General features: G+C 63.6%; 36 protein-coding genes. 35 read left to right on the top strand and 1 reads right to left on the bottom strand.

Going from position 1 to position 23,431, the window contains the following annotated elements:
* Positions 1–105 precede the first annotated feature (105 nt).
* Positions 106–438, bottom strand: a complete 333-nt coding sequence (locus Q0K06_RS03150; RefSeq protein ID WP_294548478.1) for a DUF6173 family protein — start codon at positions 436–438, stop codon at positions 106–108.
* Positions 439–823: 385 nt separating this feature from the next.
* On the opposite strand from Q0K06_RS03150, the gene Q0K06_RS03145 reads away from it, so the two are divergent.
* The 35 genes from Q0K06_RS03145 to Q0K06_RS02975 all read left to right on the top strand — a co-directional run bounded on the left by Q0K06_RS03145 (position 824) and on the right by Q0K06_RS02975 (position 23,429).
* Positions 824–1,033 carry a hypothetical protein gene (locus Q0K06_RS03145; RefSeq protein ID WP_294548477.1) on the top strand — a complete coding sequence of 70 codons (210 nt, stop codon included), beginning with the start codon at positions 824–826 and terminating at the stop codon, positions 1,031–1,033.
* A gap of 411 nt (positions 1,034–1,444) precedes the next feature.
* Positions 1,445–1,642 carry a hypothetical protein gene (locus Q0K06_RS03140; RefSeq protein WP_294548475.1) on the top strand — a complete coding sequence of 66 codons (198 nt, stop codon included), beginning with the start codon at positions 1,445–1,447 and terminating at the stop codon, positions 1,640–1,642.
* Positions 1,643–1,683: 41 nt separating this feature from the next.
* Positions 1,684–2,139, top strand: coding sequence for a helix-turn-helix transcriptional regulator (locus Q0K06_RS03135; protein WP_294548473.1), 456 nt, complete (start codon positions 1,684–1,686; stop codon positions 2,137–2,139).
* A 54-nt stretch (positions 2,140–2,193) separates the two neighbouring features.
* Complete coding sequence (locus tag Q0K06_RS03130) at positions 2,194–2,400, top strand: hypothetical protein (protein ID WP_294548471.1); 207 nt, start codon at positions 2,194–2,196, stop codon at positions 2,398–2,400.
* Position 2,401: 1 nt separating this feature from the next.
* Entirely contained in the window at positions 2,402–2,614 is a 213-nt protein-coding gene (locus Q0K06_RS03125; protein WP_294548470.1) for a hypothetical protein, read from the top strand.
* Positions 2,598–2,939, top strand: a complete 342-nt coding sequence (locus tag Q0K06_RS03120) for a hypothetical protein (RefSeq protein ID WP_294548468.1) — start codon at positions 2,598–2,600, stop codon at positions 2,937–2,939. Before Q0K06_RS03125 ends, Q0K06_RS03120 begins: the two co-directional genes overlap by 17 nt.
* 16 nt (positions 2,940–2,955) lie before the next feature.
* Positions 2,956–3,780, top strand: coding sequence for a helix-turn-helix domain-containing protein (locus Q0K06_RS03115; RefSeq protein WP_294548466.1), 825 nt, complete (start codon positions 2,956–2,958; stop codon positions 3,778–3,780).
* Positions 3,777–5,114, top strand: a complete 1,338-nt coding sequence (locus Q0K06_RS03110) for a DnaB-like helicase C-terminal domain-containing protein (RefSeq protein ID WP_294548464.1) — start codon at positions 3,777–3,779, stop codon at positions 5,112–5,114. Before Q0K06_RS03115 ends, Q0K06_RS03110 begins: the two co-directional genes overlap by 4 nt.
* 10 nt (positions 5,115–5,124) lie before the next feature.
* Positions 5,125–5,307: a hypothetical protein gene (locus tag Q0K06_RS03105; protein WP_294548461.1), complete on the top strand. Its 183-nt coding sequence runs from the start codon at positions 5,125–5,127 to the stop codon at positions 5,305–5,307.
* Entirely contained in the window at positions 5,279–6,055 is a 777-nt protein-coding gene (locus tag Q0K06_RS03100) for a ParA family protein (protein WP_294548459.1), read from the top strand. Before Q0K06_RS03105 ends, Q0K06_RS03100 begins: the two co-directional genes overlap by 29 nt.
* A complete protein-coding gene (locus Q0K06_RS03095) occupies positions 6,048–7,538 on the top strand; it encodes a ParB N-terminal domain-containing protein (protein ID WP_294548455.1) in 1,491 nt (496 codons plus the stop codon). The genes Q0K06_RS03100 and Q0K06_RS03095 overlap by 8 nt, the downstream gene beginning before the upstream one ends.
* 144 nt (positions 7,539–7,682) lie before the next feature.
* The gene (locus tag Q0K06_RS03090) at positions 7,683–7,847 is read left to right on the top strand and encodes a hypothetical protein (protein ID WP_294548452.1); all 165 of its coding nucleotides are present in this window, start codon (positions 7,683–7,685) and stop codon (positions 7,845–7,847) included.
* A 57-nt stretch (positions 7,848–7,904) separates the two neighbouring features.
* Positions 7,905–8,291, top strand: coding sequence for a hypothetical protein (locus tag Q0K06_RS03085; RefSeq protein WP_294548449.1), 387 nt, complete (start codon positions 7,905–7,907; stop codon positions 8,289–8,291).
* A 14-nt stretch (positions 8,292–8,305) separates the two neighbouring features.
* The gene (locus Q0K06_RS03080; RefSeq protein WP_294548446.1) at positions 8,306–8,533 is read left to right on the top strand and encodes a hypothetical protein; all 228 of its coding nucleotides are present in this window, start codon (positions 8,306–8,308) and stop codon (positions 8,531–8,533) included.
* A gap of 2 nt (positions 8,534–8,535) precedes the next feature.
* Positions 8,536–8,886, top strand: a complete 351-nt coding sequence (locus Q0K06_RS03075) for a hypothetical protein (protein ID WP_294548443.1) — start codon at positions 8,536–8,538, stop codon at positions 8,884–8,886.
* Positions 8,886–9,098, top strand: coding sequence for a hypothetical protein (locus Q0K06_RS03070; RefSeq protein ID WP_294548441.1), 213 nt, complete (start codon positions 8,886–8,888; stop codon positions 9,096–9,098). Before Q0K06_RS03075 ends, Q0K06_RS03070 begins: the two co-directional genes overlap by 1 nt.
* On the top strand, positions 9,091–9,483 hold the full coding sequence (locus tag Q0K06_RS03065) for a hypothetical protein (protein WP_294548439.1): 393 nt from the start codon (positions 9,091–9,093) through the stop codon (positions 9,481–9,483). Before Q0K06_RS03070 ends, Q0K06_RS03065 begins: the two co-directional genes overlap by 8 nt.
* The gene (locus Q0K06_RS03060; RefSeq protein WP_294548436.1) at positions 9,473–9,826 is read left to right on the top strand and encodes a hypothetical protein; all 354 of its coding nucleotides are present in this window, start codon (positions 9,473–9,475) and stop codon (positions 9,824–9,826) included. The genes Q0K06_RS03065 and Q0K06_RS03060 overlap by 11 nt, the downstream gene beginning before the upstream one ends.
* On the top strand, positions 9,816–10,535 hold the full coding sequence (locus Q0K06_RS03055) for a hypothetical protein (RefSeq protein WP_294548433.1): 720 nt from the start codon (positions 9,816–9,818) through the stop codon (positions 10,533–10,535). Before Q0K06_RS03060 ends, Q0K06_RS03055 begins: the two co-directional genes overlap by 11 nt.
* On the top strand, positions 10,420–10,821 hold the full coding sequence (locus Q0K06_RS03050) for a cysteine-rich KTR domain-containing protein (protein ID WP_294548430.1): 402 nt from the start codon (positions 10,420–10,422) through the stop codon (positions 10,819–10,821). The genes Q0K06_RS03055 and Q0K06_RS03050 overlap by 116 nt, the downstream gene beginning before the upstream one ends.
* A gap of 103 nt (positions 10,822–10,924) precedes the next feature.
* Entirely contained in the window at positions 10,925–11,242 is a 318-nt protein-coding gene (locus Q0K06_RS03045) for a hypothetical protein (RefSeq protein ID WP_294548427.1), read from the top strand.
* A 114-nt stretch (positions 11,243–11,356) separates the two neighbouring features.
* Positions 11,357–11,707 carry a hypothetical protein gene (locus tag Q0K06_RS03040; RefSeq protein WP_294548424.1) on the top strand — a complete coding sequence of 117 codons (351 nt, stop codon included), beginning with the start codon at positions 11,357–11,359 and terminating at the stop codon, positions 11,705–11,707.
* The gene (locus tag Q0K06_RS03035) at positions 11,704–13,356 is read left to right on the top strand and encodes a terminase large subunit (protein ID WP_294548421.1); all 1,653 of its coding nucleotides are present in this window, start codon (positions 11,704–11,706) and stop codon (positions 13,354–13,356) included. The genes Q0K06_RS03040 and Q0K06_RS03035 overlap by 4 nt, the downstream gene beginning before the upstream one ends.
* A 9-nt stretch (positions 13,357–13,365) precedes the next feature.
* Complete coding sequence (locus Q0K06_RS03030; protein WP_294548418.1) at positions 13,366–14,631, top strand: phage portal protein; 1,266 nt, start codon at positions 13,366–13,368, stop codon at positions 14,629–14,631.
* Positions 14,582–15,163 (top strand): HK97 family phage prohead protease, encoded by a 582-nt coding sequence (locus Q0K06_RS03025; RefSeq protein ID WP_294548415.1) that lies wholly within the window; start codon positions 14,582–14,584, stop codon positions 15,161–15,163. The genes Q0K06_RS03030 and Q0K06_RS03025 overlap by 50 nt, the downstream gene beginning before the upstream one ends.
* Positions 15,163–16,353, top strand: a complete 1,191-nt coding sequence (locus tag Q0K06_RS03020) for a phage major capsid protein (RefSeq protein ID WP_294548409.1) — start codon at positions 15,163–15,165, stop codon at positions 16,351–16,353. Before Q0K06_RS03025 ends, Q0K06_RS03020 begins: the two co-directional genes overlap by 1 nt.
* A 57-nt stretch (positions 16,354–16,410) precedes the next feature.
* On the top strand, positions 16,411–16,689 hold the full coding sequence (locus tag Q0K06_RS03015; protein WP_294548406.1) for a head-tail connector protein: 279 nt from the start codon (positions 16,411–16,413) through the stop codon (positions 16,687–16,689).
* Positions 16,682–16,993 (top strand): hypothetical protein, encoded by a 312-nt coding sequence (locus tag Q0K06_RS03010; RefSeq protein ID WP_294548403.1) that lies wholly within the window; start codon positions 16,682–16,684, stop codon positions 16,991–16,993. The genes Q0K06_RS03015 and Q0K06_RS03010 overlap by 8 nt, the downstream gene beginning before the upstream one ends.
* Positions 16,986–17,369, top strand: a complete 384-nt coding sequence (locus Q0K06_RS03005) for an HK97 gp10 family phage protein (protein ID WP_294548401.1) — start codon at positions 16,986–16,988, stop codon at positions 17,367–17,369. The genes Q0K06_RS03010 and Q0K06_RS03005 overlap by 8 nt, the downstream gene beginning before the upstream one ends.
* Positions 17,366–17,671, top strand: coding sequence for a hypothetical protein (locus Q0K06_RS03000; RefSeq protein WP_294548399.1), 306 nt, complete (start codon positions 17,366–17,368; stop codon positions 17,669–17,671). Before Q0K06_RS03005 ends, Q0K06_RS03000 begins: the two co-directional genes overlap by 4 nt.
* 2 nt (positions 17,672–17,673) lie before the next feature.
* The gene (locus Q0K06_RS02995) at positions 17,674–18,258 is read left to right on the top strand and encodes a major tail protein (protein WP_294548397.1); all 585 of its coding nucleotides are present in this window, start codon (positions 17,674–17,676) and stop codon (positions 18,256–18,258) included.
* Positions 18,258–18,620 carry a hypothetical protein gene (locus Q0K06_RS02990; RefSeq protein WP_294548395.1) on the top strand — a complete coding sequence of 121 codons (363 nt, stop codon included), beginning with the start codon at positions 18,258–18,260 and terminating at the stop codon, positions 18,618–18,620. The genes Q0K06_RS02995 and Q0K06_RS02990 overlap by 1 nt, the downstream gene beginning before the upstream one ends.
* A gap of 185 nt (positions 18,621–18,805) precedes the next feature.
* Positions 18,806–20,821, top strand: a complete 2,016-nt coding sequence (locus Q0K06_RS02985) for a hypothetical protein (protein ID WP_294548393.1) — start codon at positions 18,806–18,808, stop codon at positions 20,819–20,821.
* Positions 20,821–21,207 (top strand): hypothetical protein, encoded by a 387-nt coding sequence (locus Q0K06_RS02980; RefSeq protein ID WP_294548391.1) that lies wholly within the window; start codon positions 20,821–20,823, stop codon positions 21,205–21,207. Before Q0K06_RS02985 ends, Q0K06_RS02980 begins: the two co-directional genes overlap by 1 nt.
* Positions 21,204–23,429 carry a hypothetical protein gene (locus tag Q0K06_RS02975; RefSeq protein ID WP_294548389.1) on the top strand — a complete coding sequence of 742 codons (2,226 nt, stop codon included), beginning with the start codon at positions 21,204–21,206 and terminating at the stop codon, positions 23,427–23,429. The genes Q0K06_RS02980 and Q0K06_RS02975 overlap by 4 nt, the downstream gene beginning before the upstream one ends.
* The last annotated feature ends 2 nt before the right edge of the window (positions 23,430–23,431 follow it).

The following is a 23,431-nucleotide window of genomic DNA, read 5'->3' as shown; positions in this document are numbered from 1 at the left end:
GGCTGCCAGAGATTCAGGCGGCGGTGTTCATCCAGATGTACGAAGAATATCAGGCCGCCAGACTGGAAGGAAAGAGCAGTTCCGACCTTTGGGCTATTGGTCCGCCTAATCAGCGGTAAACCCGATTTTTCTCTTGGGCTGTTCTGGATTTTTTGATATGGACGTAATTAGAAAGTTCAACTGACTGATGTGCTGGATCAGGGTTGACATTTTCCCATTTACATATCCACGGAAAATAAGCAGAACAGACTCTTCGTAGCCAATTTCGGTTACTTCCATAAGAATAGACTGTCCAAAGTTGGTAAGAAGAAGTGCTACATCATGTTCGGCATCCAAGGTGGATTGAAAGTCAAGTATGTACTTTCTGATGATTTTAAACTGAGTTCCCGAATAGATTCTGGAACTCGGCAATGGCTGTATGAGGGCAGAGTAATCCATAAATTTCACCTCCCTTCTACTGCCCATATTCTACCACGACAGGTAAGGGAAGTACACAACCGCGCGAGACGGCCAGCTGAAAGAAGGTAAAAAAGAGATGAGCCAGGACAATAAAAAGCATATGTCTGGTCCTGCCTTGGATATTGAGGAAATTATTGCCCAGCAGGAGCGAATGATGAAGATTATTTGCGGCATTAACGCAGTAACCCTAATATGCCAAGTATTACTGTTGCTGCTAAAGTTAACAGGCCAATGGTCGTGGTGACAATATTCCATTTCCTGCGTGACTTAAGCTCGGCCATATGCACTTCAAATTCTTCCAAAGCATCTTTGCCATCTTCGGTTATCAGGTAATAGGCAGGCGAGCTGAGAGGAGGGGAGATGAATGAGAATTTTTATTGAGACCGATGATGGATACAGAATTGAGGCAAGAGAAATCGAAAGTATTCCAGGTACAGCAGAGGCTCTCCTTTTAATCCCAGATATGGTGTTACGCAAAGAGCGTCAAGAAGAGCTGGAGAAAGAGTTGAGCGAGAAGCTGAATAAGAAATGTGTCGTATTGCCGTATTGGACCAGAACTGTAATCGGCATATAAGCGTGGTCTGCTGTGTCAGCTTTTGATTTTGAATTTGAGATTGACGGCTGACTGGTAAAAAGGAGAAAAAATGTACATCTATGAGGCGATAAAGGCGAGAACCGAAACAAAGCCTTTTATTACCCGAGCTGTGTGGGAAGGCCGGATATATATCGATCCGACAAACGGACCGGAAGGGTGTATTGTTCATGCAAAAAATCGAGCCCCATGCCCTAGGTGGGAACCTAGCGCAGATGACTTGACGGCGGATGACTGGGAGATTACAGGAGAGTTTCCATGTGAGCTGATGATTGGTGGTGAGGCTGTTAGCCGTGTTATCTGTTCCGGCGGATTTCATATTCCGGAGCCAATTGTTCGTCGTGCAGTTCGCGACACCATTAAGTACCAAAGTTGTGATGAGGGGAAGGTCCAGTGATGCAGGGAGACACACCGGAGCTGCGGCGGATTATCCGCTGGCTGGAGGGGCAGTTCGAGGCGGGCCAGCTGGCCCAGGTGGAGCGGGTGACCAAGAACGCCGTCCGGATCACCGACCGCTGGGGCGACACAGCCCTGGTCATCTGCCGGCAGGACGGGGCCGTGGAGATGATGCCCGTCCCGGAGGCCTGCTGAACTATCTGAGTTAATTTTACCCTGAAAAGGAGGAGATAACCATGCCGGAGGAAACCCGGAATATCTACAAGACCTGCCGCAAGGCTGCCGGTCTTACGCAGGAAGCGGCAGCGGAGCGGCTGGGCATCAGCGTGGAGAGCCTGCGAGCCTATGAGACCGGCCAGCGGGTACCGCCTGACGAAGTGGTGGAGGCGATGTCCGACCTGTATAACACGCTGCATCTGATTGTGCGGCATGTGCGCGAAAAGAACGCCATGTATGGCCGTGTGGTGCCCGAGGTGCCCAAGATGGACGTCTTGGCTGCCAGCGCCCGGCTCACCAACCGGATTTACCAGTTTGCCGACAGCCACGCCGACCGCCGGCTCATGCGGATTGCCGAGGACAACGTCATCGACGGTGCGGAGCGGGGCGAGTTCGACGCCATTCTGGAGGACTTGCAGGAGATTGTGGCCGCCGCCCTGGCCCTGCGGTGCGCCCAGAGCGAACAGGACCAATAAAAAATCCGCCCCCAGGTGTGCAAGACCTGAGGACGGAAAAGGGAGAACTAACTGATGAAAATGTACCATAAGACGGGCGGAAATGCAAGAAGTTTCCGCTGGATTCGTGCACCCTTTTGCGCCCTGTTGGCCGTCATGGCCTTGGGCACAGTGGGCGATATCGAGAACGGATTCGTGAGCGTCCGGGCCGGGGCCGTGACCCTGGCGGCACTGGTGGCCGGGCTGGCCCTGACGCTGGCCTGGCCGGAGAGGAGAGGCTGAAATGACAAGGACAGAGAACGCACGCTGGCGGGAGCGGACAGCCCGCAAGGCCCGTACCTGGGTCCGGGACCCATGGACTGTGCTGGAAACCCTGGATGACGTGATAAACACTCCGAAGGAGACCTGCGCCGCCAAGCTCGACCGGATACGGTTTGTGCTGGAGGCGTATAACGATGCACGGAAGGAGGCGAGCAACAATGCCCAGAAGATCTAACACCCCCCGTCCGTCGGACGAGGAAATTTTGCGGTACGACAACGTGCCCATCCCCCTGGCGGCATCTTACCTGGGGACGAGCTCTCCCACCATGATGCGGGCCCTCCAGCAGGGCCGCACGCCCTTTGGCTGGGCCGCCCTCAACGAGGAGACTGGTACATACACCTACAACGTCAGCCCCGGTGGACTGGTGGAATACAAGCATCAGGGCTATAAGACCGTTGACCTGTCCCTGATGGAGCAGCTGATGCAGGAGGCGGTGGACCGCCTGGTAGCTGCCCGCATGGACAAGCTCAAGGCAGCCATGCGCCTGATGGAGCTGTGAGCGGAGGTGTGACAGGATGCAGGGCAGGCAGATTGAGGTGCGGCGGCGAAAGCTGCCGTACACCAACGTCAAGAACGACCTGATATGGGACAGCCGCCTGAGGCTGCAAACCCGTTTCGCGCTTATCGCCATGCTGAGCCTGCCGGAGGACTGGGATTACTCCATCCGGGGCATGGCGGCAAAGCTGGAGGTGTCCAAGGATACCATGGCCAGGATGGTCAAGGAGCTGGAGGAGGCGGGGTACCTGAAGCGGACGGCCCAGGAGCACTCTGCCTCCGGCCAGTTCGGCCGGGCCAGATACATCCTGACCGATGTGCCCAACGACTTCGGCGAGGATGAGGCAGATGACATAGAGAACCCAGAAGCTGAGCCGGACGGCCCGGACCAGCCGGAGGAAGCAAACGGCCTGCCGTGTCCTGATTTACCGTACACGGTTCAGCCGTACACGAAGAATTCGCCGCAACAAAATAATAAAGAACAAACTAATAAACAAGAACCCCTAAAGCCCCCATCAGGGGGCAGGGGGCGGAGGGGCAAAGAGCTGGACCCGGAGGCCCGGGCCATGCTCAACCGGTACGTGGCCGGAGACCCGGAACTGACCGAGGCCTTGCAGGCCCTCATGGAGGTGCGACAGGCGCCCAAGTCCAAGGCGGTGAACACCCCCAGGGCCATCAAGACCCTGCTCACCGTGCTGGACAAGCTCTCCGGCGGAGACCGGGACACCAAGCTGAGCATTGTCCGCCAGTCGGTCATGTCGGGCTGGGCCGGAGTGTTCCCCCTGCGGGGCGGAGGCGGGGGCGGAAAGCCCCGGCGGCCCCGTGAGGAGGTGGAGGACTGGTGAACACGGATACCTACTCGCCCCAGGCGGCGGTGCTGGGCTCCCTGCTCATCTCCCCCGAGCTGACGGGGGAGGTGCTGAGCAAGGTGGGCCCCCAGGACTTCCTGGACCCCGCCTGCCGCCGGGTGTTTGAGGCCATCCGGGCCCTGTTCAATGCCGGGAAGCCCATCGACCCGGTGACCGTGCGGGACAAGCTGCCGCCCCAGGAGGGGCAGGATTGGGACAGGACGCTCATGTACTTCATGGACATGACACCAACGGCGTCCAACATCTGGGAGTATGTGCCCCTGCTCAAGGCCCAGGCCCGGCTCTCGGCGGTGAAGCTGCTGGGCCAGTCCCTGGCGGGCGCCCCGGACGAGGAGACGGCGGGCAAGCTCATCGACCGGCTCAACGGCCTGCGGGGACAGCGGCAGGGGGCGGAGCGGATGGACATGGAGCAGCTGCTGCTGGACTTCTACGACCGCCACACCCACCCCCGCACCTACCTGACCTGGGGGCTGGAGAAGCTGGACCGGAACCTGTACGCCGAACTGGGGGACATGGTGGTCATCGGCGGAGACCCCTCCGCCGGCAAGACAGCCCTGGGCGTGGGCTTTGCCTGGCACCTGGCCCAGACCTACCGGGTGGGGGTGTACAGCCTGGAGACCAACCGGCACAAGCTGGCCGACCGGCTCATCGCCAACCTGGCGGGCATCGAGCTGGGCAGCATCAAGCGGGGGGAGCTCACCGAGGATGACTGGACCCGGGTCACCCAGCGCGCGCCGGAGCTGCGGAAACGGAAGCTGGAGCTCATTGAGGCCGCCGGCATGACCATGGCGGACATCCGGGCTGACGCCCTGGCCCACCGGTATCAGGTCATCTTCATCGACTACCTCCAGATCGTGGCTCCCGACAACCGCCGGGACAGCCGCACCAACCAGGTGGGGCAGATCAGCCGGGATATCCAGGCCCTGGCCCACGGCTGCGGCATCACCGTGGTGGCCCTGTCCCAGTTCTCCCGCCGGGAGGAGGACGCCGAGCCCACCATGTCCGACCTGCGGGAGAGCGGCCAGATTGAGCAGGACGCGGACATCATCATGCTGCTCTACCTGGAGGAGCCCCAGCGGCCGGGCAAGAGCCGCCGGGTGCTGAAAATCGGCAAGAACAAGGACGGGGAGCGGGGCAGGACCTACCTGGTGTTTGACGGGGCCTATCAGCGGTTTCGGGAGTCCCAGCTGGACTGCCCGGCCCCGGCGGACAAGCCCAAGCGGAGGCGGAAGCCGCCCCAGACCTCTCTCTTCGACTGGGACGACGGACCGCCGACAGAGGACCCCTTTGAACAACCCACCGGAGCATAGGAGGCGCTGAATGGACAACGACCGGCGGCTGGAGCTGATAGAGGCGGAGTACCTGCGGCATATGGCCATGGCCAGGGCCGACCCGGACCGCCGGGACGAGCACGAGGAGGTGGCGGCGGCCCTGGCCTGGGCGCTGGACCGCCTCAGAAAAGGAGACGACAGACGTGAAGACATACGCGATTGTGAACTTTAAGGGCGGCGTGGGCAAGACCGTCACCGCCGTCAACATGGCGGCCATCCTGGCCACCGAGTACGGCCGGCGGGTGCTGCTCATCGACGCGGACGCCCAGGGCAACGCCACGGCGTCCCTGCTGCCCCCGGGGGAGTACAACACCCTGGCGGGGCTGCTGACCATCCCGGACGCATATTATGACGACCTGCTGTACCACAGCTCCATCCGGGGCCTGGACATGCTGCCGGCGGACGACGAGCTGCGCAGCCTGGACGTGGACCTGCTCCGGGGAGAGCGGCTCAACCTGGGCGCCCTCCGGGACCTGCGGGACGCGGTGGAGGAGGACGGAGCCTACGACGCTATTGTCATCGACTGCCCGCCCGCCCTGTCCCCGGCCTGCGCGGCGGCCATCGCCGCCAGCACCGGGGTGATTATCCCCATCAAGCTGGACGCCTACTCCGTCCGGGGCATGAGCGAGCTGACCGCCCAGATTGAGCGGCTGCGGGCGGTGTACCCGGACGTGCGGGTGGCGGGGGTGCTGCCCACCATGTGGTACCGCTCAGACATCGTGGAGCAGGGGGAGGCCCTGCTGCGGCAGAGCAGCCCGGTGCGGGTGTTTGAGAGCAAAATCAGGCGCAGCCCCAAGGTGGACGAGTCCACCTGGACCGGCGAGCCGGTGGTGAGCTGGTCCCCCCGCTCCGCCGCCGCCCAGGACTACCGGGCCTTTGTGGCCGAGCTGATGGGAGAGGAGGGGCCGGACCGTGGCTAAGTTCGACATGGCGGCCGCCTTTGCGGCGGCGGTGGGGGATGTGTCCAAGTCGGACACATCCAGGGAGACCATTGAGTACATCGGCCTGGACAAGCTGGACCCGGACCCGTCCAATTTCTACCGCCTGGACGGCCTGGAGGAGCTGGCGGCCAACATTGAGCTGTGCGGCCTCCAGCAGCCCATCCGGGTCCGTCCGGCGGAGCATGGGCGGTATGTGATTGTCTCCGGCCACCGGCGGTGGTCCGCCCTCAAGCTCCTGCACAGCGCGGAGGAGGGCGGAGACCGGTGGGTGGGCGTCCCCTGCATCGTGGAGCGGGACCAGGCGTCCCCGGAGCTGCGGGAGCTGCGGCTCATCATGGCCAACGCCTCCACCCGTCAGCTCAGCCCGGCGGAGCTGTCCCGCCAGGCCGCCAAGGTGACCGAGCTGCTCTACCAGCTCAAGGAACAGGGATACGACTTCCCCGGACGGATGCGGGACCAGGTGGCTGCGGCCTGTCAGGTGTCGGCCTCCAAGCTGGCCCGGCTCAAGGTCATCCGGGAGCGGCTGACGCCCCACTGGACGGCGCTGTTTGAGACCGGAAAGCTGGCCGAGGCTCCGGCCTACCTGATGGCCCGCCAGAGCGTGGAGCGGCAGGACTGGCTGGCTGGGGTGTACAGCCGGGGTGTCAACGCCATGTACGAGCCCACCGAGAACTCCATCCAGGGCTGGCTGTGCGGTCTGGACAAGATTGACGCCGTTGTGTGCCGGGACGGCACCCCATGCGCCAACCGGGACGGCATGCGGGAACGGCTGGCGGAGTCCACTTCCGCCTATTGGCACAGATGTACATCCTGCTGCGCTCAGTGCGGCTCACGCATGACCTGCGGGCATGTCTGCCCCGCTCTGGAGAACCAGGTGGCGGAGGAGCGGGCCGAGCAGGAGCGAAAGCTGGCCGAGGCGAGGCGGAAGGACGAAGAGCGGAGCCGGGAGCGCTGTGCGGAGGAAAAGCGCCGGCAGGAGCGGGAGCGTGCGGCCTGGCGCCGTCTGGGCGAGGAGGCGGAGCGGGTGAACCTGCCGGCGGAGGCCCTGGGCGAGATACTGGGGGGGAACCGGGTTGAGATGGTGGAGCGTGCCCTCAACGGCGTGATGGACCCCTGCTGCTGCCTGCTCGACGACTTTGCTCAAAACCTGGATGCCGACGTGGTGGCCGGTCTGGCCGAGGCGGGCGTCTCCCTGGACTATGTGCTGGGCCTGACCGATGTCCAGCCGGAGGGAGACGCGGACGGCGATGCTCCGTGGCACTACGGGGACCCGGTGGAGGACGGATACTACTGGTGCCTGTGCGGCCCCCTGGACGGCAGCGGCAAGCTGCTGTACTGGTCCGGGGACCACTGGGAGTTCTCCAATATCGTGATGGCCATCAACACCACGGTGGTGTGCTGGATGCACTGCCCGCCCATCCCGGAGGCCCAGAGCTGGCACCGGCAGCAGATTGAGGATTGAGGCCGTGGTCCGGCCTTCTGCCGGGCGGGGTGGCGTCTTCCCCGTCCGGACCTCCTTTTCACGGGCCCGCCCTCTGGGCGGCGCCCGGCAGAGGGCCGGACCATTTTCGTGACCTCACGAAAATGATAGCAGGAGGATATGACGATGATGACGATATGCTGGGCCTGCGGCAACGCAGTGCCCGACGCGGAGGGGGAGCGGGGCTGTCCCTGGAGCAGGGAGGGCAAGCCTGTGGAGGGCTGGGTGGCTGAGCGCCGGGACATTCGCATCCAGCCCAAACGCCTGGGGGGAAGAGCGGAGGGCCGTTGAGAGCTATCAAGTGATTACGTGCCCGGAGTTTGTTCCGGGGTGAGGAGGGCTATGAAAATGAAAAAGCTGATCGCTGTTATTGTGCTGGCCGGCGCACTGGTGCTGCTGGGTGGATGCCGGGAAAGCGACCGGGTATCCCACAACATCTCGCAGGAAGCTGACAACTTCAATGTCACCAGAAAAATCACGGTTATCAATGTCCGGGATGATACGGTCTTGTATGAGCTCATCGGCAATTTTGCCATGACAAATGAGGGAAATAATGAGCTGTCCGTCATCAGCGAAGTGGGAGAGGGGCAGTACAAGAAGGACTTCATCTATCTGAGCGAGTGGACTACGTATATCGTACAGGATGTGTCCGGCGCCTACGTTGACAAGTATCACTATGAGGTCAACATCCTGCCCCAGATGGTCGGTGGTGTAACAGTCACTATGGATGACTGAGCGGAGGGATAGAGATGAAACACGCATCAATCAGGCGTCGGGATGTGCGGGACGTGGTCAACCGGCTGGAGGGGCTCTATTACGCCAGCCGGCGGAAGAGCCAGGACAGGCCGCCTGAATTTGAGCATCTGAAGCTCGTGGACTACGGCTATCAGGACGGCCTGCGGTGCGCCATGCAGCTGCTGGACGGGCTGCTTAAACGTGAAGCGGTGTCCGATTCGGACACAAGAGAGGAGGAGTGAGCGTGGAACGGCTGACCATGATTGACGGAATTGGCAATGATGAGCTGGTACGGTGTATGGGCTGCGGCCTGGAGAAGGCAGGAGAGAACCTGGAAAACTGCGGCTTCTGCGAAGAGGGGTGGCAGAAGGCGCTGAAAAAACTGGCCGCCTATGAGAATACTGGTCTGGAGCCAGAAGACATTTCAAGTTCAGCTAACATGAAGGCGATTGACAAGCAGGCCATGCTTGACCTCATCGTTGAGGCAAAGAGAGCGGACCCGGAAACAGGCAGCTTCGCGGAATGGCTGGCAGAGTATCTGGTGAAGCGCTTGTCAACCTTCGCCCCGCCTGCCGGAGAAAGGAAGGAAAACTGATGGGCAATAAGAATCTGCGGCGGCTGCGCTGCCTGGTGACGGCCCAGACCATGGGCAACCTGGAGCGCCTGGCGGTCATGGACGGCTGCGGGGACGTGGGCCGGATGGTGGACAAGCTGACCCGGGAGAAAATGCTGTCTCTCCGTTTTCCTAAAGACGAGTGGATGCAGAGATGTTTTGACGCATGGAAAGAGGGACGGCATCATGTCTGAGCGGAAAGAACTGTCCCGCCGGATGCGGGAGATGGCTGTCAATACCGGCGCTCTGAACTGCCTGGGCTGCGGCTATGAGCACAGCTGCGGAGTCCACGGCTGCGCGGTGCTCAAGCGGGCCGCCGACCTCCTGGCCCCGGCGGTTGACATCACCACGCCCATCCCGCTGGAGGAGCTGCGCGCGGCGGCAGCAGAGCGGCCCGTGCTGGTCTTTGTCCTGTGCGTGGACGAGGATGGGCAACTTTTAGACGTAGAATCAGGAGACTGGGAAATGTTCTACGCTGACACATTTGTTGCAGATGGGATCAGGGACACAACCGACACCTACGGTCGCGTGTTCGTGGCCTTCTGGGATGAGCCGGGGAGGTGTGACCATGAGGCTTGAGGACGCGACCAAGGAAGAGCTGATATGGTGGATTCGGAGGCATGAGTTTGCATTCCGCCGGGAGCTCTGCGGGTTTGGTACAGAAATCCTCACCCGCCGGATGGATCAGCACCATGCCAGGGCGGATGAGGCCTTCGACCGGTACATAGCGGCGGTGGCTGAGCACACGGAGCTGCTGGCCCCGTACACACGCACAACTCTGGACGAGATGCCGAGGAAGGTTTACCGGCGCTGCTTGGCCCTGGAAGGTGAGATAAAGCGCGCCATGGAACAGTGGCAGGCCCACAATGCGGCGGCCAAGCGCTGCTATGAGGCCCTGACAGGGGGCGGCCATGGAGGATAGACCGTGGTACTGCGTCCGGCAGCGGGCCGGGCCTCTGACCAAGGAGTGCCGGGCCATCCGGCCCAGGCTGTCAAGGGACGACAGCCGGAGCGACCGGCGGGAAAAGAATGAAATCCTCCGCTCGCCCCACTCGGCGGTCTGCCGGAGCCAGGCGGACCGCCTGGAGCTCCGGCTGGCCCTCTTCGGTTACGAGGGCGTGCACTACACCCTGACCTATGACGCCCTCCACCTGCCCCGCACCTTCCGGGAGGCCATGGCCACCAAGCGGGCCTTTATGGCCCGGGCGCGGCGATTCAACGATGGCCAGCCCTTCGACTGGGTGACCTGCATCGAGGGCCTCCACGGGGACCACCGCTACCACATCCACATGGTGCTCCGGGAGAGCGATTTCCCGCCGGCTGTGGTGCGGCACCTGTGGACGGCGGGGGAGGTGGACGACGAGCCGGTGCTGATGGCTGAGGGCGGATACCGGCGTCTGGCCGAGTACCTCACCAAGGAGCGGACGGACGGGATTATCATTCCCATTGGCCGGCGGCCGTGGAGCTGCTCCCGCAGCCTGTCAGGCCAGCTCCCGCCGCCGGAGCGGTGGCGGGATGAGAGCGGCGCCATTGACATTCCGGACCGGGTTCTCTGGGCCCGGCGAAACCAGCGGGAGAACGATTTCGGCGCCTACAACTACGCCAGCTACATCGTCCCAAAGGGGACCTGAGGGGCTGCCTCTCGCGCGCGCACGCGCACGCGCGCGATCTATCTTGAAACCTAGTGGAACAATAGACACACGGGAGGGAAAAGCGTTGCCTGAAAAACTGAATTGTGGTAAACTTGTCGTAAAGGACGGATATGTGATTTGCCCGTCCTGTAAACTGCGGACAAGCCAGGTCATCCGGCCGGAGACAAAAGCGACGAAGCTCCAGCTCTGGTGCCGGCACTGCAAGGCGACGTTCGTCGTGGATATCGAGAGTGGCCAGTGCTTTCTTAGCCAGTGCCCGACATGATCCCAACATGGGATGCGGTCGGGCACTGGCTTTTTGTTTTGCCCGGAGGTGATAGCCCGGGACCAAGAGGCTGGTGTCCGACTCGGACACAAGGGGGCGCCGCATGAAAGCATTTGCAAAGCAGTTCTACCGGTCCAAGGCCTGGCGGGCCTGCCGCGCGGCATACATCGCCCAGCGCCTGCGGATTGACGGCGGGCTGTGCGAGGAGTGCCGGGATCAGCAGGGGTACATTGTCCACCACCTGGTCCAGCTGACGCCGGAGAACATCGGCAACCCTGCGGTGACCCTGAATCATAGCCTGCTGGCCTACGTGTGCAAGGACTGCCACGACCGCTACGAGGGCCACGGCCTGGGCAGAGGTAAGCCCATGGCCTGCGCCTTCGACGCAAGCGGCCAGCCGGTGGACCGGCGCAGGCTCTGACCCGGGCCAGCGCGCCGCCGCCCTCCCCCCAGTAAGGCCCGGGAGAGGGTACCAGGGAGACCGATGAGCGGGAGGTAAAAAAGAGCGGGTCACACACAGGAGGGGGGTGTGGAAATGGCAAAAGGACCCAGCAAAAAAGAGCTGGGCCGGTTCGCGGACACATATAAAGCGGCCAGCCCGGAGCAGCAGAAAATCTGCCTCCAGCTGATTCTGAACGCGGTGTTCATGGAGGAGCAATTGACCGCCCTCCAGGCCCAGATTCGGAAAAACGGCGTGAAATCCGAGTATCAAAACGGCGAAAATCAGTGGGGTGAGAAGAAGTCCGTGGAGGTGGATGTCTACAACGCCATGATTAAAAACTACGCCGCCGTCATCCGGCAGCTGGGGGACATGCTGCCCCAGGCGCCACCTGCGGATGACGAGCTGATGGAGTTCCTGAAAACCGGGGGCGGTGGTGCCAGGTGACCGACCTGGAGCGCTACTGCACCGGGCTGCTGGACGGGACTATCCCGGCCTGCCGCCGGATGAAGCAGGTGGCGGAGCGGCTGCTGGAGGACCTGGCCAGCCCCGGGGAGTTCCACTTCGACCCGGACATCGCGGCCCGGCACATCGGCTTCATCCAGCGCTTCTGCAAGGTGCCCTCCGGCCGCATGGGCGCGCCCCTCCGGCTGGAGCTGTTCCAGCGGGCGCGGCTGGAGGCGGTGTTCGGCTTTGTGGATGACAACAACCTGCGCCGCTACAACGAGGTGCTGGTCATCGAGGGCCGCAAGAACGGCAAGACCACCGAGACCGCCGCCATTGAGCTGGACCTGCTGGTCAACGACGGCGAGGGCGCGCCCCAGATCTACAACGTGGCCACCAAGCTGGACCAGGCCCGCCTGGGCTATGAGGCGGCGGTGCGGATGCGGCAGATGTCGCCCATGCTGGCCAAGCACCTGCGCAAGCGGGTGTCGGACATCTACTGCCCCATGAACATGGGATTCATCAAGCCCATGGCCTCCAACACCTCCAGCCTGGACGGCCTGGACGCCCACGCCGCCACCATCGACGAGCTGGCGGCCATCAAGAACCGGGACCTGTACGACCTGGTCAAGCAGGCCATGGGCGCCCGGAGTCAGCCGTTGCTCTTTGTCATCACCACCAACGGCTTTGTGCGGGAGGGCATCTTTGACGCCCAGTACAAATACGCCTGCGACGTGCTGGACGGGAAAATCTCCGCGCCCCGGTTCCTGCCCTTCCTCTACGAGCTGGACGACCGGGCGGAGTGGGACGATCCGGCGTGCTGGGAGAAGGCAAACCCCGGCCTGGGGACCATCAAGAGCCGGGCTTACCTGGCCGAGATGGTGCAGAAGGCCAAGGACGACCCCAGCTTCAAGCCCACCGTGCTGGTAAAGGACTTCAACATGCCCCAGACCTCGGAGAGCGCCTGGCTGCGGTGGGAGGAGCTCAACAACGAGGCCACGTTCCAGATCCCCTTCGACTACGGCATCGGCGGCTTTGACGCCGCCGACACCACCGACCTCAACGCCGCCAAGGCCGTCTTCATGCGGCCGGACGACCCCAATGTGTATGTGCGGTCCATGTACTGGATACCGGAGGCGGTGCTGGAGGAGGCCCGGCGGACGGGCAGCCGCCGGGAGCGGGACAACGTGCCCTACTCCCTCTGGGTGGAGCAGGGGTACATGCGCACCTGTCCGGGCCGGAAGTGCGACAAGCAGATCTTCCTGGACTGGTTCCGGGAGCTGCGGGACAGGGAGGGGCTGTACATGCTCTACATCGGCTACGACCCGTGGCACATCGACGACAGCCTGCTGCGGGCCTTCCAGGCTGAGTTCGGCCCGGACTCCATGATACCGGTGCGCCAGGGCGTGGCCACCCTGTCCCAGCCAATGAAGGACCTGGCGGCCGACTTCCGGGACCACCGGGTCATCTACAACAACAACCCGGTGGACAAGTGGTGCCTGGTCAACAGTGAGGCCAAGAGCGACGTCAACGGCAACATCCAGCTGGTCAAGACCCTGGACCCCCGCCGCCGGGTGGACGGCACGGCCGCCCTGCTGTGCGCCTACACGGTGCTCCAGGACAAGAAGGACCTGTATATCAATCTGAACTGAGGTAAGCCCATGGGACTCTTTGAAAAGCTGTTTCCACAAAAAACCGCCGAGGCGGCGGTCTATACCTACTTCAAGACCCTGGGCGGGTACACGCCGGTCTACACCTCCTTTGAGGGCGGGGTCTATGAGATGGCCCTGACCAGGGCCTGCATCCACACCTTTGCCACCCACGTCAGCAAGCTCAAGCCCATTGTCACCGGCCCGGGCAGCGGCCGGCTGGAGCGGATTCTGCAATTCCGGCCCAACCCCTGGATGGACACCAAGAAGTACCTGTACCGGCTGGGCACCATCTACATGACCGAGAACACCGCCTTTATCGTGCCGGTGTACAGCGACGAGCTGATGCTGAAGACCGAGGGCTTCTACCCCATCCTCCCGTCCCAGGCGGAGATTGTGGAGCGGGGCGGCGGGCAGTACGTCCGCTTCCGGTTTCCCACCGGCCAGGTGGGGGTGCTGGAGCTGGAGAACACCGGCATCCTGACCCAGTTCCAGTACCGGAGCGACTTCTTCGGCGAGGGCAACGGCGCCCTGCGGCCCACCATGGAGCTGCTCAACGCCCAGAACCAGAGCATCCTCAACGGCGTCAAGGCCTCTGCCTCGGTGCGCTTCCTGGCCCGGCTGGTCAACGTGCTCAAGCCGGAGACCATGAAGGAGGAGCGGGACCGCCTGGTCCAGGACAACCTGACGGCGGCCAATTCCGGCGGCGTGATGATCTTTGACAGCAAGTACGCCGACATCAAGCAGATCGACAGCAAGCCCTACATTGTGGACGACAAGCAGGCGGCCCAGATCCGGGAGTCGGTGTTCGACTACTACGGCATGTCGGACGCCATTTTGCAAAACAAGTACACGTCCGACCAGTGGTCGGCCTACTACGAGGGCAAGATTGAGCCCTTTGCCATTGAGCTGGGGCTGGTTCACACCAACATGACCTTTACGCCGGCTGAGGTGGCCCGGGGTAAGGAAATTGCATTCTCGGTCAACCGCCTCCAGCACATGACCATGGACGACAAGCTGGAGACCGTGACCCAGCTCTTTGACCGGGGCATGATGAACATGGACGAGGGCCGGGAGGTGTTCCAGCTGCCGGCCCTGAACACGGAGGAATCCAAAAAATATTACATCCGGCGGGACTACGCCGAGGTGAACGTGCTGGGGAAGGAGCCCCAGGGAAAGACGGAGGTGAGCGGCGATGCCGGTGTGCAAGGACCGGGAGTACCGGGCAATGAGCCTGCTCCTGCCCCGGGAGGCGGCGGAGAAGCGGCTGGAGAGTGACTGCTACGTGGAGGGCTACGCCACCACGTTTGACGACCCCTATGTGCTCTATGAGTACGACGGCATAAAGTACCGGGAGCAGATTGACCGCCACGCCCTGGAGGGGGCGGACCTGTCCGACGTCATCATGCAGTATGACCACGCCGGGCGGGTGCTGGCCCGCAACAGCAACGGCACGCTGCTGCTGGAGCCGGACGAGCGGGGGTTCTTTATCGCGGCGGACCTGTCCAAGAGCGAGGCGGCCCGCAGCATGTACGAGGAAATCAGCAGCGGGCTGGTGACCAGGATGTCCTGGGCCTTCCGGGTGGAAAAGGACGCCTACGACCGGGCCACCAGGACCCGCACCATTCTGAAAATCGCGAAGGTCTACGACGTGTCGGCCGTGTCCATGCCGGCCAACCCGTCGACCGAAATATCCGCCCGTTCCTGGCTCCACGGAGTGATGGAGGCAGAAAAAGCGGAGCGACTTGCAGCCCAGGCTGCCGAGCGGAAAAGGCAGAGACTCAAACTTTATTTGGAGGTAATCAGATAATGAAAAACCACAAGAGCAAGCTCAGCGGCATCGGCATCCAGTTCTTTGCCGCCCCCAGCGCCCGCATGGGCGAGATTGAGAGCCGCCTGTCCGCCATCGCCCAGGAGCTGGAGCGGGACGACTGCGACGTGGACGCCCTGGAGCGGGAGGCCCGCGCCCTCAAGGAGGAGCGGGACACCCTGACCCGCAGCGCCGAGCGGCGCCGTCAGCTGCTCAGCGAGATTGGCGCAGGCCGCACCGGCCGGGTGGCCCATACCTTTGAGGACGGTACGCCCGAGCAGCGCACCTATGGCGTGGACACGCCGGAGTACCGCTCCGCCTGGCTGCGGAATCTCCAGGGCCGGGACCTGTCCGCCGAGGAGCGGGCGGCAGTCACCGCCACGGCGGCCATTCCCACCACCACCATGAACAAGATCATCGCCCGCATGGAGCTGACCCCCATCATCCAGGCGGTGGACGTGACCTACATCCCCGGCAACGTGACCTATCCCATCGAGAAGACCGTCAACGGCGTCAGCTGGGTGGACATGGGCACCGCTGCCACCGACAGCGCCGACGCCCTGGACGCCGTCACCCTGGGAGCCTACAAGCTCATCAAGACGGTGGAGATCACCGCCGACGTGATGGCCATGGGCATTGATGCCTTTGAAGACTGGCTGGTGGCCCGCCTGGGCAACAAGATGTCCGTGGCCGTGGCCGCCGCCATCGCCGCCGGCACCGGCAGCAACCAGGCCACCGGCCTGACCAAGAGCGGCGAGATCACCCAGACCGGCACCTACACCAAGGCGGGTATGACCTACAAGGACCTGATGACCCTCCTGGCCACCCTGCCCACCCAGTACATGGCCAACGCCAAGTTCGCCATGCCCCGGGCGGTGTTCTACTCCGACCTGCTGGGCATGACCGACTCCAACGGCAAGCCCGTGGTGGTGGCCGACGTCCAGAGCCCCGCCAAATTCAACATCCTGGGCTATCCCGTCATTCTGGAGGACAGCATCCCCAAGGACAACATTGTCTTCGGCGACCTCTTCGAGGGCTATAAGTTCAACTTCGCCATGGCGCCCACCGTGGAGAGCGACAAGTCGGTGGCCTTCCGCTCCGGCTCCACCGTCTACCGGGTCATGGCCCTGGCAGACGGCAAGCCCGCCGACAAGAAGGCCCTGTGCCTGTTCACCCGGGCCGCAAGCTGATACCCGCCTCAGGCGGCCCCACGCCGGGGCCGCCTGGGGGAATAGGAGGGATTTGACATGACCCATGTGCAGGACATCCGCACCGCGCTGCGCATCTCCGGCGCCGCGCTGGACGACGAGATACAGGACACCATCGACGCGGCGGTGCTGGACCTGAAGACAGCGGGGGTGGACAAGGGCGACGTGGACGCCCTGACCGGCATGGCCGTGAAGCTGTACGCCCGCTGGCAGTTTGACTACCGGGGCAAAGGGGAGGAGTACCACAGGGCTTACGAGAGCCTGAAGGCCGTCCTCTCCATGTGCGAGGAGTACCGGGGAGGCGACGGCTATGAATGATACCCTGGTGCTCATCGGCCTGACTTACGCCCCCAACAGCCTGATGGAGCAGGTGCCCGCCGGCGAAACCCGGACGGAGATTTTCGGCGAGGAGCGATCGGTCACCCGGGCGGAGTGGTACGAGGGCGGCCGGGAGGGCATGAAGCCCTCTGTCATGTTTGTCACGCCGTCCGTCAACTACACCGGACAGCAGGAGGCCGAGCTCCGCGGCAGGCGGTACGTGATCTACCGCACCTACCGCCGCAGGGACAGCGAGGAGACCGAGCTGTACCTGGAGGAGAAGGCGGGGGTGGCCCATGGGTAAGGTCAGAGTGGATGGAATGGCGGAGGCCCTGGGGGCTGTACTGGAGGACTATGGCCAGGAAGTCAGGGATACCGTAAAGCGCACTGTCAAAGCGGCGGGAGAGTCCTGTAAAGAGGACATCCAGCGCCGCAGCCCGGCGCGAAAGCAGCGGAGAGCCTACCAGAAAGGCTGGCGCTGCGAGACCGTGTACGACGGCCCCAAGGGCATCCGGGTCCGGGTGGGCAACAAGACCAAGGGCCAGCTCACCCATCTGCTGGAGCATGGCCACGCCAAAGTGGGCGGCGGACGGGTGGAGGGCATCCCCCACATCCGCCCGGCAGAGGAGAAGATGCAGCGGCAGCTGCTGCTGGACCTGAAGGAGGCGCTGGAGGAATGACCCAGGAGGAGCTGGCCCGCCACCTGGCGGACACCGGAGTGCCGGTGGCCTACCGGGCCTTCCGCACCAGGCAGGACCCGCCGTACATCTGCTATGTCTATGTGTACGATGCCCAGCTTTTCGCCGACGACGTGATGTACTACTCCGCCGGCCACTACCAGGTGGAGCTGTACACCTCCGCCAAGGATCCGGCCGCCGAGGCCAAAGTAGAGGCCGCCCTGGAGGGCCTGTGCTGGGAGAAGAGCGAGGAGTACCTCCAGGACGAGAAAGTCTATCAGATTTTATACGAAATTGAGGTGTAACAATGGCAACAGGCAAAGCCAACAAGGTAAAGTTCGGCCTGAAGAACGTGCATTACTCCCTCCTGACCATTGGGGAGGCGGGGGAAATCACCTTTGCCGCGCCGGTGCCCATTCCCGGCGCGGTGAGCCTCTCCATGGACGCCCAGGGCGACCAGAGCACCTTCTATGCCGACGACATGGCCTACTATGTGACCTCCGCCAACGACGGCTACAAGGGCACCCTGGAGATTGCCCTCATTCCGGACAGCTACCGCAAGGACGTACTGGGGGAGACGGAGGACGAGACCGACAAGGTGCTGGTGGAGAACGTGAGCGCGGAGCCCAAGCCCCACGCCCTGCTCTTTGAGTTTGCCGGCGACCAGAAGGCGGTGCGGCATGTGCTGTACAACTGCTCGGCCACCCGGCCCGGCGTCTCCGGCGGCACCACCACCAACACCAAGGAGCCCTCCACCGAGACTCTGAATCTCACCGCGTCCCCCCTCTCCGATGGGCGCATCAAGGCCCGCACCACCCCGGACACCCCGGAGGACAAGTACAACAACTGGTACAAGGCCGTGTGGCAGCCCGGCGCGGGGGTGGGCGGCTGATGGAGCGGATTATCACCATTGACGGCCGGGCTGTGCCCTTCCGGGCCACGGCGGCCATCCCCCGCCTCTACCGCATCAAGTTCGGCCGGGACATCATGCAGGACATGCGGGACATCCAGCAGGCCGTGGAGAAGGCCCAGGCGGGGGAGGAGCCCATCCCGGTGAAGCTGCTGGAGGTCTTTGAAAACGTGGCCTATCTCATGGCCCGCCACGCCGACCCGGACATGGAGGCGCACACCGTGGAGGACTGGCTGGACGGCTTCGACACCTTCTCCATCTACGAGGTGTTCCCCGAGCTGCTGGAGCTGTGGCGGGCCAACAACCAGTCCATCGCTGAGAGCAAAAAAAAACGAATCCCGTAGACCGGGAGCTGACCACGGCGCTGTTCCTCCTGCGGGCGGCCCAGCTGGGCATCCCCATCCGGGACCTGGAGCTGCTCACCATCGGCATGGTCACCGACATGCTCATCGAGGCGGGCAACGACGGCGCGGAGTATGACATGCTTCCCACTCAGGAAGACTTTGACGCATTTTAAGGGGGCGGACCAATGGCACGCAACAGAATCAAGGGCATCACCGTTGAAATCGGCGGCGATACCACCAAGCTGGACAAGGCCCTGGCGGGTACCAACAAGCAGCTGTCCGCCACCCAGCAGTCCCTCAAGGACGTGGAGCGGCTGCTCAAGCTGGACCCGGGCAACACCGAGCTGCTGGCCCAGAAACAGAAGCTGCTGGCCCAGGCGGCCAGCGGCACGGCGGACAAGCTCAAGACCCTGCGCCAGGCCGCCCAGAGCGCCGACCAGGCCCTCCAGCGGGGGAAGGACTACCAGGCCAAGTACGAGCCGCTGAAGGCCCAGCTGGACAGCGTGGCGGCCTCCATGCAGGGCCTGGAGGCCAACGAGGCGTCCATGCAGGCCAAGCTGGAGAGCGGCGAAATCTCCACAGAGCAGTACGACAAATTCAAGGACAAGCTGGAGGACACCCGGAAGGCCCACCAGGCCCTCCAGCAGGCGGTGAAGGACCTGGACAAGGAGTTTGCCGGGGCCAGGATGGACCAGAGCCAGTACGACGCCCTCCAGCGGGAGCTGGCCGAGAGCGAGCGGGAGGCCAAGGACGCGGAGAAGGCCTTCCAGGACTGCTCCAGCGGCCTGGATGAGCTGGGCCGGAAGGCGGGGGCCGTGTCCGACAAGGCGGGAAAAGTAGCCGGAGCCTTTGCACCGGTGACCGCCGCCGTGGGCGCCCTGGCCGGCGCGGCCCTGGCCACTGTCCCCGCTACCGATGAGCTGCGGGGCGACCTGTCCATGCTGGAGAACAACGCCCGGCAGGCCGGGGTGGGTATGGATGCCGTGCAGCAGGCCTTTCTGGACTTCAACGCGGTGTCCGGCGAGACGGACAGCAGCATCGAGGCCATCTCCAACCTGCTCCAGGCGGGCTTTACCGAGAGCAACCTCCAGCAGGCGGTGGAGGGCCTGGCCAACGCGGCCATCACCTTCCCCGACACCCTGAAAATTGAGTCCCTGGCCGACAGTCTCCAGGAGACCCTGGCCACTGGTGAGGCCACCGGCCAGTTCGGCGAGCTGCTGGACCGGCTGGGCATCGGCGCGGAGAACTTCTCGGCGGGGCTGGCCATGTGCACCACGGAGGCTCAGAAGCAGGACTACGCCCTCAACGCCCTGGTGGGCGGCCCGCTGAAGGGGGCCTACGAAGGCTGGGCGGAAAGCAACCAGGAGCTGATGAAGAACCGCCAGTCCAGCATGGAGCTTCAGACCGCTATGGCCGACCTGGCGGAGCCCCTGGTGCCAATTATCACCCAGCTCACCGAATTTGCAACGGAATTTCTGGAGTGGTTCACCTCTCTGGACGACGGCTCCAGAAACGCCATTATTGCGGTTGTCGGTCTGATAGGGGCAATTGGGCCTCTGGCTGGTCTGGTGAAGGGCGTATCGGATGTTATATCCCCGCTGGTAGACCTGTTTTCCGGCCTTGGAGCAAGGGGAATGGTTGCGGTGGTGGTGTTCGGCCTGTTGGCGGGACTGGCAACTCAGGTTATTGATGCATGGAGTGACATGACGGGGCTGGAAAAGGTCCTGTCGCTGCTCGGCCTTCTGACAGCTGCGGCATTTGCTGCTGCAATCGCCGTCGGAGCATTTCAGTCTGCATTGTCAATGGGCGTAGCTGCTGCGCTAATTGCGGCTGGTATTCTGACTGTCATTGCGATGGTTGATTCCGCTACCAAGCGCGCAAACGAGGCCACCCAGAACCTCAACCGGAGCATGTCCTCCGCTGGCGGCTCCATCCCCGGCTTTGCCACCGGCGGCGTGGTGCCGCCCAACAACCCGTTCCTGGCGGTGCTGGGGGACAACAAGCAGGAGCCGGAGGTGGTGGCGCCCTACTCCACCATCAAGCAGGCCGCCGGGGAGGCCCTGGCGGAGCGGGGCGGCTCCGGCGGAACGGGCCGGGGCGACGTATATCTGGACGGCACCAAGGTGGGCCGCGTGCTCTACTCCTGCATTGAGGGGGAGCGCACCCGCCTGGGCGTGAAGCTGACAGGAGGGAGACGGTAATGGTCACCATGGACGGGAGACAGTACAGGGTGCGGGTCAAAATCAGGACCCTGCGCCGGTCCTTCCGCATCGAGGAGGACGACCGGTCTGGTATGGTCAAGTCGGGCGCCTATTTCCGCTCCATCATCGGCACTTACTACGACTATGCCATGGAGGTGGAGCCCGACCCGGCGGCCCCGGAGGAGTACGACGATTTCTTCGAGGCCATCTCCGCGCCGGTGGAGTCCCACACCGTCACCGTGCCCTACGGACAGGGCACCATGACCTATGACGCCATGGTGTCCTCCGGCGAGGACACCCAGCGGGACAAAATCGGCGGCGTCACCCGCTGGACCGGCCTGACGGTCAACTTCTCCGCCCAGAAGCCCCAGAGGAGGCCTGTATGAGCACGATAAACAAGCTGGTATACGGGGACATCACCCTCACCGACGACGAGATAGAGGACGGCGAGGCGTACACCGCCCTGGCCCTCCTGTCCGACGCCCTGGAGATCGGCACCCTCCAGGTGCAGCTCGTTATCCGGGACCAGGCGGTGGGGGCGGCGCTGCTCGCCTTCCGCCGCAACGACAAGCTGCTCTACTTCCACCGGGACGCCCTTCGGGGCACATACTACATCGAGCGCATTCAGCGCACCGGGCCATACAGCTACGAGCTGACGGCCAACGACGCGGTGGCCCTGCTGGAGCAGTCCGCCCATTACGGCGGCATCTACACCGGCCAGACCGTGGCGGAGGTGGTGGCCGATATCTGCAATATCCCCTACCTCATCCAGAGCCGGTTCGCGGGCGTCAAGCTGTACGGCTGGCTGCCCATCGCCACCCGCCGGGCCAACCTGACCCAGGTGCTCTTCGCCGTGGGGGCCAGCGCCAAGGTGGACCAGAACGGCACGCTGCGCATCGAGTCCCTGTGGGACGGCGTGACCGCCGCCATCCCGGAGGACCGGGTGCTCCTGGGCGACAGCGTCGGGTACTCCGCCCGGGTGACCGAGGTGTCCGTGCTGGAGCACCAGTACATCCCGGGCAGCGAGACTGTGGACCTCTTCGACGGCACGGCGGTGGAGGGGGATATCATCCAGTTCTCAGAGCCGGTCCACACCCTCTCCGCCGAGGGCTTCTCCGTCCTGGAGAGCGGGGCCAACTACGCCCGGCTCTCGGCGGGCACCGGAAAGTTGACGGGACAGAAGTACGTCCACACCACCCGGGACGTGCGGGCCCAGGTGCTGCCCGACGACGTGCCCAATGTGGTGGAGGTCAAGGAGGCCACCCTGGTGTCCCTGGTCAACTCCTCTGCGGTGGCCCAGCGGCTGGCCCGGTACTACGCCTGCCTGGACACCCTGACCCACGATATCATCCACCAGGGCGAGGCCCCCGGGGACGTGGTGGCCTTTGAGCACCCCTTCGGCGGCGCGGCTGCCGGATGCATCCAGGACAGCGCCGTGGCCCTGGGCGGCCGCCCTGTGGCCACCGAGCACGTCCTGGTGGGCTACAGGCCGCCCAAGGCGGACACGGGCACCCTGGACCAGAGAGTGGTACTCACCGGCGCGGGGGAGTGGGTTGTGCCGGACGAGGTGCTGCCGGGCACGACTGCTCTGGCGGTGCTCATCGGCGGCGGCAGCGGCGGCTGGAGCGGCCTGCCCGGAGAGCCGGGCGGGGCGCAGAGTATTGTAAGCGACGAACAGATTGTTACAAATTACATGACCTTCTACAAGGACGTTTCCGTAGCGCTTGGCGGCGCCGGCGGAAAGCCTGGCGAACCGGGGACGGGAGGGAAAATACTCCAGGTCAACATTACCGTTGACCCGGGGCAGCGGATCTCCTACTCCTGCGGCAAGGGCGGCAAGGGCGGCGCGGCCGGAGAGGAGACGGCCCAGGGCGAGGAGGGCGGAGACACGGAGTTCGGCTCCTATTCCTCCGCCTCCGGCTCCCGCAGCCCGGAGGGCTATATGGACGTGACAACGCAGGATATTTTTGCCGCCGACGGCGTTTCCGGCGTGGCGGGCGGCTCAGGCATGGGGTTCCAGGACGGGGCGGTTGTGCCGGGCTCTGACGTTATCTATAAGGGCGTGACCTACAAGTGCGGACAACGCAACAGTGAGCCCCAAAGAGAGCAGTCTGCCGGTGTGACGGATGCTGACTACGGCGTGCGCACTGCGATATCCTCCGGGGGCTTTGGCGGCGGAGCAGCCGCCGGGGCCAATGGCGCGGACGGAGGGCCGCCGTCAAGCGCTTATGTATCCAGCAACAGCGCCACAGCGTACGGCGGAAGGGGCGCGGACGGCGCAGACGCCGCAGCGCCGGACAAGCCGTCCGCCTATGGTACCGGCGGCGCCGGCGGAAACGGCGGCGGAGGCGGCGGCATCGGCGGCTCAGGATATACATCCTGCCGCATCAGAACCGGGGCATGGGGTGAACCCAGATATGAAGTGGCCACCCTCAACTCCTATGTGGCCGAGCAGAGCGCGGGAGGAAGTCCCAGCGGCGGCGGTGAGGGAGGCGACGGGTGTGTACTGGTCTTTTTCGGCGTGCCCAAGACCTATGTGTCCGGCCCCGTCAAAGACAAAAACGGCAGGATGGTCCTGGACCGGCTGGGCCGGAGAATCATTGTGTGAGG

The organism is uncultured Pseudoflavonifractor sp., from assembly GCF_944387805.1.
GTDB lineage: Bacteria > Bacillota > Clostridia > Oscillospirales > Oscillospiraceae > Pseudoflavonifractor.
This window is presented reverse-complemented; position numbering and strand designations above follow the sequence as displayed.

Bases quoted from the DNA above. Each gene is read 5' to 3' on its own strand.
- Q0K06_RS02990 (WP_294548395.1), top strand. From the start codon at position 18,258: ATGGAGCGGATTATCACCATTGACGGCCGGGCTGTGCCCTTCCGGGCC.
- Q0K06_RS02985 (WP_294548393.1), top strand. From the start codon at position 18,806: ATGGCACGCAACAGAATCAAGGGCATCACCGTTGAAATCGGCGGCGAT.
- Q0K06_RS03005 (WP_294548401.1), top strand. From the start codon at position 16,986: ATGGGTAAGGTCAGAGTGGATGGAATGGCGGAGGCCCTGGGGGCTGTA.
- Q0K06_RS03000 (WP_294548399.1), top strand. From the start codon at position 17,366: ATGACCCAGGAGGAGCTGGCCCGCCACCTGGCGGACACCGGAGTGCCG.
- Q0K06_RS03050 (WP_294548430.1), top strand. From the start codon at position 10,420: ATGAGAGCGGCGCCATTGACATTCCGGACCGGGTTCTCTGGGCCCGGC.
- Q0K06_RS03015 (WP_294548406.1), top strand. From the start codon at position 16,411: ATGACCCATGTGCAGGACATCCGCACCGCGCTGCGCATCTCCGGCGCC.
- Q0K06_RS03010 (WP_294548403.1), top strand. From the start codon at position 16,682: ATGAATGATACCCTGGTGCTCATCGGCCTGACTTACGCCCCCAACAGC.
- Q0K06_RS03045 (WP_294548427.1), top strand. From the start codon at position 10,925: ATGAAAGCATTTGCAAAGCAGTTCTACCGGTCCAAGGCCTGGCGGGCC.
- Q0K06_RS03065 (WP_294548439.1), top strand. From the start codon at position 9,091: ATGTCTGAGCGGAAAGAACTGTCCCGCCGGATGCGGGAGATGGCTGTC.
- Q0K06_RS03130 (WP_294548471.1), top strand. From the start codon at position 2,194: ATGAAAATGTACCATAAGACGGGCGGAAATGCAAGAAGTTTCCGCTGG.
- Q0K06_RS03060 (WP_294548436.1), top strand. From the start codon at position 9,473: ATGAGGCTTGAGGACGCGACCAAGGAAGAGCTGATATGGTGGATTCGG.
- Q0K06_RS03085 (WP_294548449.1), top strand. From the start codon at position 7,905: ATGAAAAAGCTGATCGCTGTTATTGTGCTGGCCGGCGCACTGGTGCTG.
- Q0K06_RS03070 (WP_294548441.1), top strand. From the start codon at position 8,886: ATGGGCAATAAGAATCTGCGGCGGCTGCGCTGCCTGGTGACGGCCCAG.
- Q0K06_RS03135 (WP_294548473.1), top strand. From the start codon at position 1,684: ATGCCGGAGGAAACCCGGAATATCTACAAGACCTGCCGCAAGGCTGCC.
- Q0K06_RS03055 (WP_294548433.1), top strand. From the start codon at position 9,816: ATGGAGGATAGACCGTGGTACTGCGTCCGGCAGCGGGCCGGGCCTCTG.
- Q0K06_RS03090 (WP_294548452.1), top strand. From the start codon at position 7,683: ATGATGACGATATGCTGGGCCTGCGGCAACGCAGTGCCCGACGCGGAG.
- Q0K06_RS03105 (WP_294548461.1), top strand. From the start codon at position 5,125: ATGGACAACGACCGGCGGCTGGAGCTGATAGAGGCGGAGTACCTGCGG.
- Q0K06_RS03115 (WP_294548466.1), top strand. From the start codon at position 2,956: ATGCAGGGCAGGCAGATTGAGGTGCGGCGGCGAAAGCTGCCGTACACC.
- Q0K06_RS03020 (WP_294548409.1), top strand. From the start codon at position 15,163: ATGAAAAACCACAAGAGCAAGCTCAGCGGCATCGGCATCCAGTTCTTT.
- Q0K06_RS03120 (WP_294548468.1), top strand. From the start codon at position 2,598: ATGCCCAGAAGATCTAACACCCCCCGTCCGTCGGACGAGGAAATTTTG.
- Q0K06_RS03030 (WP_294548418.1), top strand. From the start codon at position 13,366: ATGGGACTCTTTGAAAAGCTGTTTCCACAAAAAACCGCCGAGGCGGCG.
- Q0K06_RS02980 (WP_294548391.1), top strand. From the start codon at position 20,821: ATGGTCACCATGGACGGGAGACAGTACAGGGTGCGGGTCAAAATCAGG.
- Q0K06_RS03025 (WP_294548415.1), top strand. From the start codon at position 14,582: ATGAGCCTGCTCCTGCCCCGGGAGGCGGCGGAGAAGCGGCTGGAGAGT.
- Q0K06_RS03080 (WP_294548446.1), top strand. From the start codon at position 8,306: ATGAAACACGCATCAATCAGGCGTCGGGATGTGCGGGACGTGGTCAAC.
- Q0K06_RS03125 (WP_294548470.1), top strand. From the start codon at position 2,402: ATGACAAGGACAGAGAACGCACGCTGGCGGGAGCGGACAGCCCGCAAG.
- Q0K06_RS03145 (WP_294548477.1), top strand. From the start codon at position 824: ATGAGAATTTTTATTGAGACCGATGATGGATACAGAATTGAGGCAAGA.
- Q0K06_RS03150 (WP_294548478.1), bottom strand. From the start codon at position 438: ATGGATTACTCTGCCCTCATACAGCCATTGCCGAGTTCCAGAATCTAT.
- Q0K06_RS03040 (WP_294548424.1), top strand. From the start codon at position 11,357: ATGGCAAAAGGACCCAGCAAAAAAGAGCTGGGCCGGTTCGCGGACACA.
- Q0K06_RS02995 (WP_294548397.1), top strand. From the start codon at position 17,674: ATGGCAACAGGCAAAGCCAACAAGGTAAAGTTCGGCCTGAAGAACGTG.
- Q0K06_RS02975 (WP_294548389.1), top strand. From the start codon at position 21,204: ATGAGCACGATAAACAAGCTGGTATACGGGGACATCACCCTCACCGAC.